At 32.9% G+C, this 18,760-nt stretch carries 17 protein-coding genes; 3 read left to right on the forward strand and 14 right to left on the reverse strand.

Features of this window, described 5'->3' with window-relative positions:
* Window positions 1-61: 61 nt before the first annotated feature.
* The 6 genes from MBM09_RS03915 to MBM09_RS03940 form a co-directional block, all read right to left on the reverse strand.
* Window positions 62-1,513, reverse strand: coding sequence for a mannosyltransferase (locus MBM09_RS03915; RefSeq protein WP_238675550.1), 1,452 nt, complete (start codon window positions 1,511-1,513; stop codon window positions 62-64).
* Between the two features lie 800 nt (window positions 1,514-2,313).
* Window positions 2,314-3,456 (reverse strand): N(5)-(carboxyethyl)ornithine synthase, encoded by a 1,143-nt coding sequence (locus tag MBM09_RS03920; RefSeq protein WP_238675551.1) that lies wholly within the window; start codon window positions 3,454-3,456, stop codon window positions 2,314-2,316.
* 374 nt (window positions 3,457-3,830) lie between these two features.
* Window positions 3,831-5,321, reverse strand: a complete 1,491-nt coding sequence (locus MBM09_RS03925; protein WP_238675552.1) for a cellulose synthase family protein — start codon at window positions 5,319-5,321, stop codon at window positions 3,831-3,833.
* Window positions 5,318-6,010, reverse strand: coding sequence for a glycosyltransferase family 2 protein (locus MBM09_RS03930; RefSeq protein WP_238675553.1), 693 nt, complete (start codon window positions 6,008-6,010; stop codon window positions 5,318-5,320). Before MBM09_RS03930 ends, MBM09_RS03925 begins: the two co-directional genes overlap by 4 nt.
* Window positions 6,011-6,055: 45 nt before the next feature.
* On the reverse strand, window positions 6,056-7,645 hold the full coding sequence (locus MBM09_RS03935; RefSeq protein WP_238675554.1) for a 4Fe-4S dicluster domain-containing protein: 1,590 nt from the start codon (window positions 7,643-7,645) through the stop codon (window positions 6,056-6,058).
* Window positions 7,646-7,656: 11 nt separating this feature from the next.
* On the reverse strand, window positions 7,657-8,955 hold the full coding sequence (locus MBM09_RS03940) for an NAD(P)/FAD-dependent oxidoreductase (protein ID WP_238675555.1): 1,299 nt from the start codon (window positions 8,953-8,955) through the stop codon (window positions 7,657-7,659).
* A 145-nt stretch (window positions 8,956-9,100) separates the two neighbouring features.
* Between MBM09_RS03940 and MBM09_RS03945 the strand changes: the two genes are divergently transcribed.
* Together MBM09_RS03945 and MBM09_RS03950 are read left to right on the forward strand one after the other, a co-directional pair.
* Window positions 9,101-10,057, forward strand: coding sequence for a glycoside hydrolase (locus tag MBM09_RS03945; protein WP_238675556.1), 957 nt, complete (start codon window positions 9,101-9,103; stop codon window positions 10,055-10,057).
* A 64-nt stretch (window positions 10,058-10,121) separates the two neighbouring features.
* Entirely contained in the window at window positions 10,122-10,850 is a 729-nt protein-coding gene (locus MBM09_RS03950) for a metallophosphoesterase family protein (protein WP_238675557.1), read from the forward strand.
* Between the two features lie 3 nt (window positions 10,851-10,853).
* On the opposite strand, the gene MBM09_RS03955 is transcribed toward MBM09_RS03950, so the two are convergent.
* From MBM09_RS03955 to MBM09_RS03990, 8 genes are all read right to left on the reverse strand, one after another.
* Window positions 10,854-11,639 carry a glycosyltransferase family 2 protein gene (locus MBM09_RS03955; protein ID WP_238675558.1) on the reverse strand — a complete coding sequence of 262 codons (786 nt, stop codon included), beginning with the start codon at window positions 11,637-11,639 and terminating at the stop codon, window positions 10,854-10,856.
* Window positions 11,632-12,516 carry a DUF547 domain-containing protein gene (locus MBM09_RS03960; protein WP_238675559.1) on the reverse strand — a complete coding sequence of 295 codons (885 nt, stop codon included), beginning with the start codon at window positions 12,514-12,516 and terminating at the stop codon, window positions 11,632-11,634. Before MBM09_RS03960 ends, MBM09_RS03955 begins: the two co-directional genes overlap by 8 nt.
* Window positions 12,517-12,636: 120 nt before the next feature.
* Entirely contained in the window at window positions 12,637-13,605 is a 969-nt protein-coding gene (gene arsM, locus MBM09_RS03965; RefSeq protein ID WP_238675560.1) for an arsenosugar biosynthesis arsenite methyltransferase ArsM, read from the reverse strand.
* A 78-nt stretch (window positions 13,606-13,683) separates the two neighbouring features.
* Window positions 13,684-14,496: a purine-nucleoside phosphorylase gene (locus MBM09_RS03970; protein WP_238675561.1), complete on the reverse strand. Its 813-nt coding sequence runs from the start codon at window positions 14,494-14,496 to the stop codon at window positions 13,684-13,686.
* Window positions 14,489-15,118 (reverse strand): TIGR04282 family arsenosugar biosynthesis glycosyltransferase, encoded by a 630-nt coding sequence (locus tag MBM09_RS03975; protein WP_238675562.1) that lies wholly within the window; start codon window positions 15,116-15,118, stop codon window positions 14,489-14,491. Before MBM09_RS03975 ends, MBM09_RS03970 begins: the two co-directional genes overlap by 8 nt.
* Complete coding sequence (locus tag MBM09_RS03980; RefSeq protein ID WP_238675563.1) at window positions 15,111-15,605, reverse strand: rhodanese-like domain-containing protein; 495 nt, start codon at window positions 15,603-15,605, stop codon at window positions 15,111-15,113. Before MBM09_RS03980 ends, MBM09_RS03975 begins: the two co-directional genes overlap by 8 nt.
* 35 nt (window positions 15,606-15,640) lie before the next feature.
* Complete coding sequence (gene arsS, locus MBM09_RS03985; protein ID WP_238675564.1) at window positions 15,641-16,696, reverse strand: arsenosugar biosynthesis radical SAM (seleno)protein ArsS; 1,056 nt, start codon at window positions 16,694-16,696, stop codon at window positions 15,641-15,643.
* Between the two features lie 84 nt (window positions 16,697-16,780).
* Window positions 16,781-17,116, reverse strand: coding sequence for an arsenosugar biosynthesis-associated peroxidase-like protein (locus MBM09_RS03990; protein ID WP_238675565.1), 336 nt, complete (start codon window positions 17,114-17,116; stop codon window positions 16,781-16,783).
* Between the two features lie 122 nt (window positions 17,117-17,238).
* Between MBM09_RS03990 and MBM09_RS03995 the strand changes: the two genes are divergently transcribed.
* Window positions 17,239-18,477 carry a sodium:proton antiporter gene (locus MBM09_RS03995; RefSeq protein ID WP_238675566.1) on the forward strand — a complete coding sequence of 413 codons (1,239 nt, stop codon included), beginning with the start codon at window positions 17,239-17,241 and terminating at the stop codon, window positions 18,475-18,477.
* Window positions 18,478-18,760 lie beyond the last annotated feature (283 nt).

Raw genomic sequence — 18,760 nt, forward strand, 5'->3', positions numbered from 1 at the left:
ATTTCGACAAGCTCAATATGACATTGTAGTCTGCTTTTCAAAAAACAGTAATTGTTTTATATTATTTTGAAGTTTTAATGGTAGCCTCATCCTTTTTTATAAACACTTCCCAAATAAACACGCCATAAACAATAACATACTCTAGAGCAATAATCCATAAGTTTTCTTGCTTTTCGGCATTACCAATACTTATGTATGCCAAATAGCTTAGTATAATTACAAAACTCCACACCAACGGGAATTTATACGTAGTAAACATTGCTAAAATTAAAAGCGTAGCAATATACCAAGGATGCACCGTAGTTGCCGTAAAGTAGTAAAACGATAAGGCGAATAACATGGCTGTAATAAGCTGAACCGTGGTTTTGTTTTTTCTAAAAAATGTGATGATTAAAACAAACAGAATAACTATATAAGGTATGGTTTTTCCAATTTTAACCACATCGTGGTAATCGCCATAAGCATATCCAATGGTTTTGGCTATATAATATAAACTCGCATTAAACTGAAAATTATTAAACCACAGTGCCACTGTATTGGTATAGTTTTCTATGAATTCTGAAGAGTAAAAAGGCATAAAACACAGGAGCGTAGTAATACCAACAATGGCATAAAATAAAATTAATTTTTTTATTCCCTTTATGTCATTGCGAGGAGTTCGAGACGAAGCAATCTCTCCAATTGAAACAGATTGCTTCACGGTGTTCACAATGACGTTTCGCTTAACAAACCACTGAAAAAACAAAGGTAAAAACAGTAAAGGCATTAATTTTACAGATATTGACAATGCTAAAACAACAGCTGCAAACTGCCATTTACCAACATGCAGTAAATATAAACTCCACACAAAAAAGAAAATCATAACGCCTTCAAAATGTAGATTACCCGTAAGTTCTATAATAATAAATGGGTTTAAAATATACCAGAAAATATTGTGTGCCGGTAGATTTAACTTTTCTAATAGCTTTTTACCAAAATGCAGCGTCCCAAAATCGGCAGCGATAATAAGTAAACGCATTACTATGGCAGAACCTAAAATACTCTGTCCAGAAAATAGCGCAGCAATAATAAAACAAAGCTGATTTAAAGGTGCATAATTAGTAAAATGACTCGCATTTAAATTACCCATGCCGTCACGTAATTCTTGAGCTTGAGCTACCGGGAATTCACCATTATTAATAAATGTATCTACGGTGTATAAATACGGGTTAAAACCTTCAAGAATTAGGCGACCATCCCAAATAAAACGGTAAAAATCTTGCGATAAGTTGGGTATAGCTAAAATAAAAAGCGCTCTAAAGCCAAAAGCGATGTAGGTTAAGCCTTTAATGTTATGTTTAAAAAATTGTATAAGCTTATAAAACAAAAAAAACAGCGCCACATAAAACATAACCAGTTTTATATAGTCTGTACGTTGCAAATCGTAAGCAAATGCTATATAAAATAAGGCGCTAGCAAACACCAATAGTAAAGGTGTTTTGTACAGTTTTAAAAACGTTTGGTTTATAAGCATATCCAAATATAGTATTATTTGTTTGTCTAGGTATAAGCAATAGTATTAGTTGACTTTACGAGAAAAATTAGCTAACTTCGATTAACGATTGATATAAGTAATTATAGAACGACTTCTTATCATCGCATTGGCATTCATTATAAAATCCTGTAAACTAATCAAAATAACTCATTTGATTGTGAATAATTTAGACTCGGAAGTTTCAAAAAAATATAAACCATCTAAAACTCTAAGAATTGCAAATTTAATCGGTGCTTTAATATTTGGAATGTTAATGTCTATTAATGGAATGGAACATATCGGAATGATGTTTTTGATATGGATATATTTTTGGATTTATATTTCATTTATAATTACAGAAATGAGATTTATTGTTCAGACTAAAGCAAATATATTTAGCCATCTGACAAAGAATTTAATCGTTCTAATTGGGTTCTTATTTCCCTTATGGATTTTTATACCCTTGTTACTTGCGGTATAGATAAAAATATTTCTGAATGACTCTATACTCGATTTTAAAATAAAAAACGAAATGCCAACACTGGCTATAATTCATTGCGGCGGAATTTCCTGCCGGAAATTCTTATCTTGCAATGATGGCTAGTGTTTCTCGGAATAGTCCTCGCGGACAATTCCGCAACGAAACCATAGCCCAACCGTTAAACGAACCTCTTTTTTTCGGGTTAGCGATTGCAGCAAACTACCGTGTAGTGCGTAAAGCGCGACCTGAGTGCCAACGAGGGTAACGCCCAAACCAGTAATTTGTGTTACACTTTTAAAACCTGTTTTTAGGAAACTTACTAATTTACATGGTGTGGATACGTTTTGTGGCGATTCTGGAACCTTAGAATAGCATCTTTTACTATAACACCTTTATCTATATTTATGGCGTTTTTTATAGTTTTATCTTTATACCAATTTTCTCTACCAGATATAACCGATGGCAGATACATAATTAATGCGGCAGAAATAGATCTGGAAGCACTTTCCCAAAAATAGCTTGGTGTATGGTCTACAGCATAGTAATCTATATAATCTATTGCAATAAGTGGATTTTTAAAAGTGGTAGGTTTTGCAAAATAAAATCCCATACCTTCATCACAACTTACATCTATAATTAAAGTACCGGGTTTAAGCATAGATTTTTCATTTTCTTTTACATAATCTATGGGGTTATCGGTATCTTGATATGTACCATTAATTATTATTTCAGATTCATTTATTAAATCTAATAACGGACGTTGAGAACCATCGTGTTCTACAACAATGAGTCGTGGTTCGTTTTTGTTTCCTTTTTTTACTCGCACATAGTGCACGTTTAAAACTTCTTCTCTTACTTCATGATCTGGCCTTTGAATACAGATGGTAATGTCTCTAAAACCATGGGCTTTTAAAGCGTAAATGGCACCTCTGCTTACCGCGCCAAAACTAAAAATAATTACTTTTCGTTGGTTTCCATAATGACCATCTATTCCCTTTAATTGAAGTGCATGTATAACGGCACTGTATCCGGCCATTTCATTGTTTTTATAAAAGGTATGTCTTCCCATTTGTCCGTTAGGATGCCATACATACATATCTTCAAAAGCAATTAAAGTTAATTTTTTATCTATTGCAGTTTGTGTAATTTGTGATTGTTGTGCGCAATGAGGATATCCCCAAATAGTACCACCATCTTTAAGTTCTTCTAAATCTGATAAAATAGGTTTGGCAATAATTGCAGAACCAATGTCTGTTAGTATTTCACTTCGTGAAGCTAGTCCACCTGTTAAATTACTAATTTCTTCATCTTTAATATTGAAAGGTGCTCCATATCCTTTCTCGAAAATAAGTTGTTTGCGAATATGTTCTGGAAGTCTTTTTAAATGTTCTGGATGAATAGGCACGCGTCTTTCATCCTCTTTTTTTGAAGTTCCAATAACTCCCATTTTTAATAAAGCCATTTGTTTTTTGAATTGAACGAATTGCAGAGTAATGAAATGAGCAATCCGTATGATTAAAATTACTATTAGATAGTTGCTTACCGGCAATCAGGCATTAAGTTGGTTGCTAGGGTTTAATTAATCAAAATAAGTGGCTTAAAAAGAAAGCCTCAGCAATTCGCTGAAGTATGCGAAGGGATAATTAATATTAACAGATAAATAATACGTTGTAAAGGTACCTTATTAAAATCCAATATAAGTACAATACTAAAGTAATGTCTATTAAAAGATAAGCTATAGGTTATAGGAATGTGTTTTTCTACCTTCGAAATGACGATTAAAAAAAGATATAACCTTTCGACTTCGCTCATTACAAGAGTTCAGTATGACAAGTGTTATACCTTTGAAGCTAGAGATTTAAAAAACACATAGCCAAAGCCTACAAACAGCATAAGGTGAAATGGAAAGAGTCCAAAATCGCCACCTTGGTCGCCAACAATAAAGGCACTGTACATGCCAAATGCGAAATAGAGCATAAGTAACCCTTCGAAAATAACGTGTGCCGATACTGTTTTTTTAATGTATTTGTTGTTTTTCCAGTTGTCTTTAAATGTACTAATATTAAACTTTGGCGTTCGTACAAACTCACTTTTTTTACCTAAATGCCCTTCTAAAACAGCAATGGAATTGTGTAGCGAAAAGCCCATAGCTATTGAGAAAAACACAAAAAACATACCTATATATCTGAAAAAGTTTTTAAAACCGCCTCCATAAATATTTTTGTACATAAACCAATAACATATAAAAAATATAATGGTGCTTAATACAAAGAAACTCATTACGTAAAAGTATGGTCTTAAATGCGCGTATTCGTTTTTTATATATAACATTGGAATGCTTAAAATCCCAACGATAAGCACGTTTAAAAACATGGTACTGTTTAATAAATGTAGTAACCCGTGTACTTTGGTTTTTGCGGATATATTATGACTTTTTAAAACGCGCCAAAGCATTTTTCTGAAATTTTCGGCGCCACCTTTGTTCCATCTAAATTGTTGCGAGCGTGCTGCACTAATTACTACAGGAAGTTCGGCAGGTGTTTCAACATCTTCCAGATATTTGAACTTCCAGTTTTTTAATTGGGCGCGGTAGCTTAAGTCTAAATCTTCGGTTAAGGTGTCACCTTCCCAATTTCCAGCATCGATAATACAGGCTTTTCTCCAAACGCCCGCTGTACCGTTAAAGTTTATAAAATGTCCTTTACTGTTTCGGCCTACTTGCTCTAAAGTAAAATGCGCATCTAAAGCAAAGGCTTGAATTCTGGTAAGTATAGAATAATTGCGGTTAATGTGCCCCCAACGGGTTTGTACAACGCCAATGTGCTCGTCTTTAAAATAAGGAACAGTCTTTTTTAACCAGTCTTTTTTAGGTAAAAAATCAGAATCGAAAATAGCAATAAATTCCCCTTTGGCTATTATTAGTCCTTCTTTTAGCGCCCCAGCTTTAAAACCTTTTCGGTCTGTTCTGGTAACGTGTTTAATATCTAGACCTGTTTTTTGTAATTTTTCTACGTGTTGGCGTGTGCTTTCTACAGTCTCATCGGTAGAATCGTCTAACACCTGAATTTCTAACTTATCGTTTGGATAGTCAATTTTTGCAATGTTATCTAACAAACGTTCCATAACATACATTTCGTTGTAAACAGGTAATTGTATGGTTACATATGGTATTTCGTCTAGGTTTGACAAGTCGAATTTTTCGCTATCGTCTATTCTTTTTTTAGAAGACAGATAATTAAATAGTAGGTTTAATTGCGCGATTGCATACATGAAAATAAGCAAAAGTGCGATGGTGTAAATAACTATAACTGCTGTTTCTAAAATCATTTTTTAATACTGTATTTAAAAATCCAACCTAGGATTTTTGCGCCTGCAAATATAGCACCTTTTACCGTACCAGACACTTTTGAGACGCCAATTCTGTTCCTATAATTTACTGGTATTTCGGTGTATGTAAATTTTTGTTTAAGTGCTTTAAGTTGCATCTCTACGGTCCAGCCATAGGTTTTGTCTTCCATATTAAGAGCTAGGAGCTTCTTGTATTTAATAGCTCTAAAGGGTCCGAGGTCTGTGAATTTAGCTCCAAAAAACAAACGCATTAAGGTGGTGGCTAGCCAATTGCCAAATATTTGAGGCATCGTCATTGATCCTTTTTCTCTTAGTTTTTTTGTGCGTGCACCTATTACAAAATCGGTATCTTGCTCAATTATTGGAGCGACAATTTTGGTTAATTCTTCGGGGTAATCGCTATAATCGCCATCTAAAAACACAATGATATCTGGTTTTTTATCTAGGTTTGCAATGTAATTCATGCCTTTTAAACACGCATAACCATAGCCTTTGTTGTTTTCTACTAAAACAGTAGCGCCAGCTTTTTTGGCGTTAATTTCGGTATCGTCAGTAGAATTGTTGCTAATTACAATAACTTCGTTTACAATAGCGGGAATATCATTAATAACATGAGCTATAGAATCTGCTTCGTTATAAGCAGGTATAATGACTTTTATATTGGGCATTTAAATATTAAATCTTTAGGGCACAAAAGTACAATCATTTTTAGATTATTTCTTATTTACTAAATCCATTAAATCTACATCGTTTCCTAATAAGATTTCATTAGGATTGATACGGCCTTTCATGGAGTCATTTTCCAGTTTTAAAACACCTCTTGGGCAAACCGCAGAACAAATACCACAGCCTACACAACTTGAGCGAACTATATTTTCACCTTTTTGTGCATAAGCGCGAACATCAATACCCATTTCACAATAAGTAGAACAATTACCGCAAGAAATACATTGTCCGCCGTTAGTAGTAATTCTAAATTTTGAAAACATACGTTGCTGGAACCCTAAAATAGCAGCCATTGGGCATCCAAAACGGCACCAAACCCTGCTACCAAAAATAGGGTAGAAGCCTGTGCCAATAACTCCAGAAAAAATAGAGCCAATTAAAAAACCGTACGTAGTGCGTAGTGTTTCAGATTTAAATAAAAAGAGTTTGGTGTCTGAACTAAAATAATGCAGACCAATTAATGCAAGAATAATTACAAAATAACCAATAGCTCCGTAACGTGCATCTTTACCAAGTTCCTTTCGTTTGTAAATCATGGTTAAAGCAAAAATAAGCGTTAAAAAACCTGCAACTAAGCCTAAAAACATATCTCTTGTTAGCCAATATTTACTAGTGTCTTTTCCTAAATAAGAGTAAATAACAGCAGTAGTCATTAAAACCACAAATACTAAAACACTATGTATTACCCAACGCTCAATTTTCCATGCTACTTGACGCTTGTCGCTTAATTGCCTGAAGGAATCCCCAGCAGTTTCAGCTAATGCACCACATCCGCAAACCCAAGAACAATACCAACGTTTTCCATATTTGTATGTTAGAATAGGTGTTATGATAAAAATTGAAACAATACCGAAGATTAATAAGGCTAAACCAATATCACCTGCATCGATAAATTGATTAATTCTATAGCGTTCAAAATTGTAATAGTTTAATGGCCAAATACTTTTTAAATCGTAATAAGGTAAATTTGAATTTAAGCGATACATAAATTCAGGAATTAAAAAGGCAAATGCCAATTGAAAGAACATCACCGAACCCGTGCGGATTTGCTCGTATCGATTATGGCGATATTTTAATAGAAATTTGTATCCAAATACTAAAATAGCAACTGTGTAAAGTGTTCCGTAAACAAACCATTGGCTAGCTGGTCTTCCGCTTAATAAAAAGCTTAAAGGGTCGAATAGAGCAATTAATCCGGTATTGCTCTCTCCATTTTTACCTAAGCCTAATAGATGTGGGTAAAAATATAGTACAATGTAAAAAAGGGTTAAAATTATACCGGTTATCCAACCTAAAATACCTCTTGATGATATAGATTTAAACCAAACACCGTCATTTTTAATGCCTTTAGATTTGTTTAAATAAGCATCATTTGAAAATATAATAGTACCCACCGAAATTAAAACTAATGCTAAGGTTAAGAATAAGCTTTTGTTGGAAAATTCAGTATTTAACAATGCCAATACTAAAATAAAAAGACCTACAACACCAATAGCTACAGCAATTTTTTGTTTAACAGATAAACCGTTAGAATCTGGTTTTGCTAAAGACATACTATGATTTAGTTTATGACTCATTTTTAATCGTTTTATGCTGTTTGTAGTTGGTTTTTATAGGCTTGTAGTATCTCTAATTCAAAAGTTTTATAAAACTCAGGGTCGAAATTTGCTTCTGAGAGGTGTTCTATAACATAATCAACTCCACGTTTTTCGGTTAGCCAAGTGTCAAACGTTTCATGGCGCATTCTAATACCAAAGGTGTTGATGCCTAAAAATTGGTTGGTGTCTTTATGGTAGGAAACCGTGATACATTTTGTATCATCCTCATGTTTCCAGTGAAAATGTGCTTCATGTTCTCTGGGTTTAGAAAATACCCAACCATAGGTTTGATATTCGATATCTAAAAATTTAGCAGAATTAAACCACTGCCCAGGCTTGTATTGTATACGATTACCACAAATGGTTTGCGCTACAGTTTCACCCATCATGCGGCCGGTATACCAAACTGCTTCAATGGGTCTACGTTGGTCTATGCCTTCATTTTGTTCTGCGCAATCACCAATGGCGTATACATCAGGAATATTCGTCTCTAAAAACCGATTAACTTTTACACCACGATTTGTTTCAATATTTGAATCTTTAATAAAATCTATATTTGGTGAAACACCAGCAGTTAAGCCAACTACATCACAAGGAATTTCTTCACCTGTTTCTTTTGTTATAACCGATTTTACTTTACCGTTTTCATCAGATATAATCTCCTTTAAATTAGTGTTTAAACGCAAATCAATATGATGACTTTTTATATGTCTGTTAATCATTTCACTTTCATTGTCGGGTAAAACACCGTTCCAGAAACTAGATTCTCTAACTAAAAATGTTACAGGGATATTACGAGATTTCAGCATTTCAGCAAGTTCAATACCAATTAAGCCACCACCAACTATTACCGCACGTTTACATACTTTGTTATTAGGGGCGTACTTTTCTAAAGTATCTAAATCTTGTTTATGATACATACCCATAACACCGTTTAAATCTTGCCCAGGCCAGCCAAATTTATTGGGTTTACTACCGGTTGCAATAATGAGTTTATCGTATTGTAACGTATCGCCTTCTGCAAAAAGAAGTGTTTTTGAGGCAGTATCAATTGCTTTTACAAAGCCTTTTTTAAGGTCTATTTTGTTTTTTTTCCAAAACCAGTTTTCGTAAGGTTGTGTGTGTTCAAATTTCATGTGTCCCATATAAACATACATAAGCGCTGTTCGGGAGAAAAAATAATCGGTTTCAGCAGAAATAATGGTGATTTTTTTATCGGAAAGTTTTCTAATATGTCTGGCAGCAGTAACGCCAGATATTCCATTTCCTATAATAACAACATGCTCCATTGGTTTGGTTTAGTGGGTAATTTTGTCGAAGGTTTTGTTAAAACCTTAAGTTAGTATTTTCAATTTGTTTAAATTTAGTGAATAATTGTAGAATATGAGAGTCTTTTTAGCATTGTGTATTTTGTTATTTTTTAGTTCCTGTGCTATGACACCGTTTAAGGAATTTAAAAAAGTTAATGGTGTGAGTTTTGTAGCTTCAAGAGATACTATTAATGAAAGTCATGTAAAACCTGTGCTTAATATATATGCAAATTATGCAGCGATAATGCCATTTGGTTTTATAAGAACCTTAGAACATCCAGAGGTTATTCATAATACAGACAGACAATGGTATGGAGAAACTCGAGCAGGTGCAAAACAATATATTCAAGAACTTCAAAAAAAGAATATAAAAATTATGGTCAAGCCACAAATTTGGGTTTGGCGCGGTGAGTTTACAGGTTTAATAGAAATGAAAAGCGAGGAGAATTGGAAAACTTTAGAGGATTCTTATTCTGAATTTATCTTAGAATATGCAGAGTTAGGTCAAGAAATGCATGTTGAAATGTTTTGTATAGGTACCGAATTAGAAAAGTTTATTGATAATCGCCCGGAGTTTTGGTTTTCTTTAATTAAAAAAATAAGAGAGGTTTATAAAGGGAAGCTAACTTATGCTGCCAATTGGAACGAATTTGATAGAACACCTTTTTGGAGTGCTTTAGATTTTGTTGGTATAGATGCATACTTTCCTGTAAGTGCTAGTAAAACACCAACTTTGGAAGAATGTTTAAAAGGTTGGGAAAAACATAAACTAAGTATCAATGAAACTTCCAAAAAGTACAATAAACCCATTTTATTTACCGAGTATGGCTACCGAAGCGTAGATTACTCAGGAAAACAACCTTGGAAAAGTGATAGGAGTATGAATCAAGTAAACCTTGAAGCGCAAATTAATACCACTCAAGCATTGTTTGAAGCGTTTTGGGATGAAGATTGGTTTGCGGGAGGTTTTATTTGGAAATGGTTTATTAATCATAACGAAGTTGGTGGAGAAAATAACCACCAGTTTACACCACAAAATAAACCTGCTGAAATGTTACTTAGGCAGCAATATGCCAATTAATAAAAGAGGTTTCATTTTTCATAAGTTTAAATAATCAGTTAGTTTTGCTAAAAAGAATTTAAGTATGCGAATTTTTGCAATAGGCGATATACATGGTGGTTTAAAGGCTCTAGTGCAGCTATTAAATAAAATGGAGGTTAAAGATGAAGACACACTTATTTTTATGGGTGATTATGTGGATGGTTGGAGCGAATCTGCACATGTTATTCAATTTTTAATAGAGTTATCACGAAATATAAACTGCATTTTTATAAAAGGTAATCATGATCTTTGGTGCGAAGATTGGTTAGAATCAGAAGAGGTAAACCCTACTTGGTATATGCATGGTGGTAAGGAAACTATGGAAAGTTATGTTGGATTTGATGAAGCTGATAAAAAACAACATTTAGAGTTTTTTAAAAATATGACACTTTACCATATTGATAACGAAAACAGATTGTTTCTTCATGCTGGTTTTACATCTATGCATGGTGTTGAAAAAGAAGTTTTTCAATCTACGTTTTATTACGATAGAACGCTTTGGGAAATGGCATTAACTATGGATAAACGTATTGAAAAAGATTCTGCTATTTATCCAAACCGACTTAAACATTACAACGAAATTTATATAGGTCATACACCAACTATTAATTTTAAATGTGATACACCTATGCACGCCATTAATGTTTGGAATATTGATACAGGAGCAGCTTTTACAGGAAAGTTATCAGGAATAAATGTAAATACAAAAGAAGTTTTTCAAAGCGATAATTTACCAGCTTTATATCCCAATGAAAAGGGGAGAAACAAGTAGTTTTTAATTTATATGCTTTTTGTAATAGCTAAGTAATGCTTCAGCATCTGCGCCAAACCACCTTTTTATGTAAATGACCAAATAGATAAGTTGTAATTTAAAAACACCATGTTTTTTATATAACCTTGCTGAGGTTTTTAAGGTTTTATTAATAACAACAAATTGGTTACGGGCATATAATTCGTTAATTAAAATATTGTCTTCGTAAATAATATAGCTTTCGTTAAAGCCGCCAATTGTATTAAATAATGTTTTGGTTATAAACTGACTTTGGTCGCCACCTCTACAAATTCTCCAGCTAAATTTTGTAAACCAACTGGCTAGTTTTAACCACCAATGATTACTGTTAAACTGCATTTTAAAACAACCCGCTTCATTACCTTTTTTTACTTCACTAATAATTAAATCATCAAAGTTTTTAGGTGGAAAAGAATCGGCATGAAGAAAATATAAAATGTTTCCGTTAGCATGTTTTGCTCCTAAATTCATTTGTTTAGCTCGACCTTTTTCAGAATTTAAAAGTGTTATTTTAATTTTAGAATTGTGCTTAAAAGCTTTTGTTGCATCAATTACAGCGTTGTCTATGTAATAATAAGCCTCAGTGTTTTTTGTATTATTAATCTTTGCAAATGTTTCAACTACATCTGGTGTGCCATCTAAACTACCACCATCTACAACAATAATTTCACCTGTGTTTTTGCCAGAAAAATTAACCATTAAATGCTCCAGAAGTTTGCCAATGTTGGCTTCTTCATTTAAAACAGGAATTATTATGGAGATTTTATTCATTTAAACTCCAATTATATTCCATATAACTTTTTTGGGCTTTTTCAGAGACTTTAATATCTGAATATTTGTTTATGAAATGAATGATATTTCCATTTCCGTTAATCAAAAAATCTTTTTTAAACCACGTGAAAATTTTAGATAACTCTACCTTATTAGGTGTTAAAATATTTCTTTCAGAATCGTTAATAAAGTCTTTGGTAGCTTTGGTAAGTTGATTTTCCATGTTTGAAGCCGTATACGCTTCATTTAACAATTTAGGACAAGAATATGAAGCGCAAACAATAGCAAAATGAATGCGAGGTTCGCTCATTTGTCGCAATATTTTATGCTCAATCTCATCAAGATTGTACCATTTTTCACCAAGTTTCCAATAGCGTTGTTTCCAAGGGTCTTTTATGTCTTTTATACTATTTACAGGATAATGACGCAGAATTAAATCAATGGTCATAGCGTTGTAAGTATTTATCCAGTAAGCTAGTTTTTCATTTTTATTCCAATTTTCATCAGGTAATTTTTTATTTAATGACTCTAAATAGTTTCTTAAAGTCGACCAATTATTTTTGAATCCTGAATAATTTACATTACCATTTTCTGAAACGTGACTTTTAAGCAAATTATTCCACTGCGAATGGAGAACTGGTTTAGTGGGAATAATTTCTACTTGATTTTTAATTGTATCTATTTTTGTTTCGTTTGGAGTTTCTTCTAAAACAGAAGTTTCATCAAAATCCTTTTTAATAGCAATAACTTCTTGAATAGTGTCTGTTTTGGTTTCAGTTTGTTCTGTAGTTCTTTTTGGAGAAGTTTCAACAATACGTTTAGTACCAGAACAACCAGAAACAAGTATAATTATAAAAAGAAGTTGTAAATATTTCATTTAGGAAAAATGTTTTCTAAAACACTTGTTGTTAGTCTTTAATTAAAAACAAACCTAACAAATTTAGGTATGTTAGGTTTATTTGATTTTCTATAAAAAGTGTTTTAAATGCAGTATTACTTAACAGCATCCACCACCATCATAATGGTAAGTAGATTCGCTAATAAAAATATCATTTCTACCAAGCGATGCTAATACACCAGCAGTTTTGTCGCATATAGCAAGTGGTTGATTTTTTAATAACACATGTCCAGCTTTATCATCAAAATAATCATCTTCACCATAATAAATAGCTGCTTTACCTGTGAATATGCATGGGCCGTCTTCTGGCATAGGATCTTTTATTGCAGCAACTTCAATAGATTCTATATAAATTAACTCATCTGTTGGATAATGTTTTGGGTCTAGAATTCTATAGGGTTTTCTAGCTCTAATTTCAATAGTTCCAAATCCAGCGTCAGTTAATGCTTTTACATATTCCGCAATTGGTAAGCTACCGCTAAGACACAAAGCGCGTAAGCGTTCGTCGTTGCGTAACTCATCATTCATAGGTTGTTCGCAAGTTGGATCACTCATTACTAAACGTCCGTGTGGTTTTAGTACACGATACATTTCTGCAATGGCTTTTTTTAAATCATCAGCTTTAAAAATGTTGAATAAACAATTTTGTGCAGCTACGTCTATAGTGTTATCTTCAACAGGTAAATGCATAGCATCCCCTTTTTTAAGCTCAACAAAATCACTTTTAAACCAAGGATTTTGAGCTTCTGCTTCAATAAAATTTTTACGAGATGCTTCAAGCATTTCATCAACGACATCAATACCTACAACACCACCTTTTTGACGGTTAAAATAGGCGAATTGTAAAAGCTCCATACCGCCACCAACACCAACATAAAGTGTTTTAGGATTGTTGGTTAAATCGCGAGCATGAACTGTAGAGCCACAACCATAATTCATTTCTTGCATGATTCTAGGGATTTTTAATCCTGGTAATTCCCAAATTGGGTTTGTGGTACAACATAAACCAACATCTGGGGTTAATGCGGCTTCTTTATAAACATCGTGTATGGTTTCTAAGTAACTCATATGTTTTTTAGATTAGAGAAACAAGATGAAAGAGTCAAGACTTTGAAGTAGTTCTTCCTGATTCTATAGGTCTTGCTTCTAAATAGTTTTTATTAATTCTTTAAAAAGGATTACCATATTAGGTTCAGCTTTTCCAGCGGTTGCAATAATATCATTAATGTCTACCGGTTTTAGGTTATCTGGGTCGCACTCATCTGTTAAAACTGACACCGCAGCAACTTTTAAATTTAAGTGGTTTGCTACAATAACTTCTGGAACAGTACTCATGCCAACAGCATCAGAACCTATAATTTTTAGCATGCGATACTCTGCACGAGTTTCTAACTGTGGTCCAACAACACTAGCATAAACACCTTTGTGAAGTGTGATATTGTTTGCTTTTGCTATAGCTTCGAATTTTTGGTTAATGTCTTTATCATAAGGCTGATTCATGTCTGTAAAACGTTCGCCTAATTTTGAAACGCCTTTAAAAGCCAATGGAGAACTGCCTTGTAGATTAATGTGGTCGTCTATAAGCATAAGTTCCCCTTTTTTAAAGTTTAGGTTAACCGCACCAGCAGCATTGGAAACTAATAAGGTTTTTATACCTAATTTTTCCATAATGCGAACAGGAAACGTAACATCTTGTAACGTATAACCTTCATATAAGTGAAAACGCCCTTGCATTACGATGGCTTTTTTGCCAGCTAACTCACCGTAAATTAATTTTCCTTTATGAAATTCTACAGTTGCTGTTGGGAAATTTGGAATATGATTATAACTAACTTCTTTAATAATTTTTATATCGTCTATTAGTTTGCCTAATCCTGTGCCTAGAATAATTCCTATTTCGGGGCTTTCAAACCCTTTACTTTGTAAATATTCTACAGTTTCTTCTATTATTTTAATCATTTAATTGATTTATTTTTTGTTGAAGTGTTAAGTTTGATTGATAAAATTTTGAAGCTATTAAATCTTCAAAAGTATCAATGTCATTTAAGGACACTAAAGTACTGAATTTTATGTGTTTTTCGTTTAATTCAAGAAGTGTTTTTTCTAACAGGTTTGATTGACTCCACGGCTTATTTTCAAAAATGAAATCATGCATTTTACTAAGGCCAACTAAGTAATAACCGCCATCTTCTGCAGGACCAAAAACAACTTCGCTTTTGTTTAAAGCTTTTAAGCCTTCATTAATATGATGTTTTGTAATTTCAGGTAAATCAGATCCAATTAAAACTATTCGATTATAGCCATCTTCAAACCCTTTTTTAAAAGCATTTTTCATGCGTTCACCTAAATCTACGCCTTCTTGAACTGCTTTGGTTTCATTTTTCCATTTACTATCTATTATGGCGTCTGAAAAATAAATACGCTTATCTGTCAGGATATTTTTAGTAGCTTGTTCGGTTACATTCACCAATTCACTATAAACCTCAAAAGCAGCTTGATTACCTATGGTTTTAGCTAAACGAGTTTTAACTTTTCCTAGTTTTATGTTTTTTACAAAAACAATAATAAGTTCTTTAGTCATAAATTTTATATCCCTTTTTTAGCCATTTACTCCAATGTTGGTTGAATGTGTGTACATTTTCAGTTTCTTGTTCTTCAGAGTCATAGACTTTAAAGTTATTGTTTTTCCATTCAAAAATTCCACCATAAAGGTTGTAAACATTTTTGTAGCCTGCTTTTTTAAGTTTTTTGGCAATGTTTTCAGATCGAATACCAATAGAGCAATAGACTACAGTTTTAGAGTTTTTATCCAATAGTTTTTGCGTAACAGAATCTATATTAAAAGTATTGTAACCCACATGAATGGCATGTTTTAAATGACTGGTTTTATATTCAAACAATTCTCTAGCATCTAGAATAATAGCATCTGTTTTTGGCATTGCCAATTCTTGAACAGACATGTAAGGTATGGTTTTAGAATTGTGTTTTTTTAATAATTCTGAAATCGTTTCTTGAGCGAAACCTACACCCGAAAATAGCAAGAGTATATATAAAAAACTTTTATTCATAGGTTTTGTTTACAATTTGAGGGCTTAGGGACTTATTACGCAACGACGCCTTGGCAACTGCTTCCTGCACCTGCGGTACAACCATAGCAATGTTGAGAAATCACAATATCGCGACCTTCTAACAATTCTTCGTTGTATTTAGATATATGTGTTGCTTTACTGTTTACTGGTAATTCAAGCATTTGATTGAAATCGCAATCGTATAAATAACCATCCCAACTTACCGAAATGGTATTCGTGCACATGACATTAGCAACAGCTGTTGGGTTATAAGCTTCAACTAAGGCATACATGTAATCTTCGTAATTTTCAGATGCAATTAAATAATCTAAAAATCTTGAAATAGGTAGATTGGTAATCGCAAATAGATTGTGAAATTGTATACCAAAATCATCATTTAATGCCTTTTTGAAATCTTTTTCCATAGAGGCTTGATTTCCTGGTAAAAATGCACCAGAAGGATTATAAACCAAATCTAAACGCAAATTACTATCTGGCATGCCATAACCCACAGCGTTTAAATCTTTTAAGGCTTCAATAGATTTGTCAAAAACACCATCACCACGTTGCTTGTCTGTTTTTCCGCGAGTCCAATGTGGCATAGAGCTTACTACATGTACATTATGTTTTTTAAAAAACTCAGGTAAATCACTATACTTTTTGTTCGCTTTTATAATGGTTAAATTAGAACGCACTATAAAATCTTTAATACCAGCTTTTGAAGCTTCTTCTACAAACCAACGAAAATTAGGATTCATTTCTGGTGCGCCACCAGTTAAATCTAAGGTATGCGCGCCAGTATTTTTTATTACCTCCAAACACTGTTGCATGGTCTCTTGCGTCATAATTTCTTTTCGGTCTGGACCAGCATCAACATGACAATGCTCACAAACCTGATTACACATGTACCCAACATTTATTTGTAAGATTTCAAGCTTTTTTGCCTTTAAAGGAAATTGATTGGTTTCAGCAATTTTAGTTTTAAAAGTTGGTAATTCTCCATTTTGGAAAATGCCATTTGATAAAATTTCTAATTGTCTATTGCTATTTGCTAATTCGCTATCGCGTTTGTGTAGAGATTTTTTTGCCATTAATCTTTTTGTTCATTTAGATCCTTCGACTTTGCTCAGGATAAGCGATTCGTACAATTTTGGTCTGCAAAATTGGTTCTCTGCTTACATTTCTAATTTATTCACTTTATTCATCATTTGCACACCGTGTACTAAAGAAGCTCCACCGCGAATAGCGCCAGCTACATGAAGTGCTTCCATCATTTCTTCTTTGGTAATGCCACGTTGTAAGCCATCTCCAGTATAAGCGTCAATACAGTATGGACATTGAATGGTATGAGCAACCGCCAAGGCTATTAAAGACTTTTCGCGAGCAGTAAGCGCACCTTCTTCAAAGACTTTTCCGTAGTATTCAAAAAATTTATCTCCTAATTCTTGATTCCAGTCACTTATCTTTCCAAATTTTTTAAGATCAGCAGGATCATAATATGTTTTTTGCATAAAAAATATTTTTTATCAAAGATATGAATCTAATAGTTTAAGTCGAAAATATTGACATTACTTAACATAAATTGATAAAATACATTTTAAACTATATTTTAGCAAAACTAAACCTCATTAAAATGAATGATTATTTTTCGATACTTACCATATTAGTTTTACTTTCTGCTGTTTTTGGCTATATAAATGTTAGGTTTTTAAAGTTGCCAAATACTATTGGTTTAATGTTAATTACCATACTTTTTACATTAGGTGTTTTTGCGTTAAGTTATTTTGATTCTACACTTTTAGATGCCGAACGTTACATTATAAAGCAAATAGATTTTAAAACTGTTTTATTAGATGTTATGTTAAGTTTCTTGCTGTTTGCAGGCGCATTACATACTAATTTCCAGCAACTAAAAGTGCAGCGTTGGCCTGTATTGGTGTTTGCAACTTTTGGGGTTTTAGTATCTACATTTTTGGTGGGAATAACCATGTTTTATTTGCTGAAAATAATTGGTTTGCCTGTTAATTTTATCTATTGTTTATTGTTTGGATCTTTAATTTCTCCAACCGACCCAATAGCTGTTTTGGGAATATTAAAAAAAGCTGGTGTACCCAAAAAATTAGAAGTTAAAATTGTTGGAGAGTCTTTGTTTAACGATGGCGTTGGGGTAGTGGTGTTTTTAACTATTTTTCAAATAGCCTCTTTAGGAATTGATAATATTGAAGTTTTAGATGTTATAAAACTCTTTGGACAAGAAGTTATTGGTGGTATTATTTTAGGAGGTATTTTGGGTTGGATAACTTACAGATTAATGAAATCTATAGACGATTATGATATTGAAGTTATTATAACACTTGCAGCAGTTATGGGCGGAACAGTTTTAGCACACAAGTTTCATTTATCGGCACCATTAGCTATGGTAACTGCAGGTTTAATTGTAGGTAACGATACTGTAAGAGGAACGGCTATGTCTGAAATAACAGAAAGCTACGTAGATAAATTCTGGGAGCTTATAGACATATTATTAAACACAATTCTGTTTGTTTTAATAGGTATGGAAATGCTGGTTTTAGCTTACGATGGTAAATATATTTTAGCAGGTTTAATTGCTATACCAATAATATTAGCTTGCCGTTATACATCATTATTATTCCCGATAAACTTCTTTAAAAAGAAGCTGGACTTTGTGCCAAAAACCAATTTAATTATGACTTGGGGCGGATTGCGTGGTGGAATTTCTATAGCCTTAGCCTTAGGGTTAACCGAAGCTATGGAACGCGATTTGTTTTTGGTTATAACTTACATAGTGGTTGTGTTTTCTATACTAGTGCAAGGGTTAACAGTTGGTAAATTGGTTAAAAAAGTAAGTTAAATTATTTGGACGTTACCTTTATCCTGAAACAAGTTTAGGAACCAGGTTGAGTTTACATTGCAATCTTTTTTAAAGCTTCGCTTCGATATCTTCAACCAAAAATATTTTGGTTTTGATAGTCTCAAAAAAGGATTTTCATTGCAATACCTAACGAGGAAAAGAAGTTTGTTTGACTGTTGGTATATGAAACGTAGCTTATAAATTAACGCAAACCTTTCGGATAAACACAGAGTCGAATTTTTATGTTTTGTTTTTAATTTTTTTATTTTAAAAGCCAAATTTA

The sequence above is a fragment of the Flaviramulus sp. BrNp1-15 genome, from assembly GCF_022259695.1.
Classification (GTDB): Bacteria; Bacteroidota; Bacteroidia; order Flavobacteriales; family Flavobacteriaceae; genus BrNp1-15.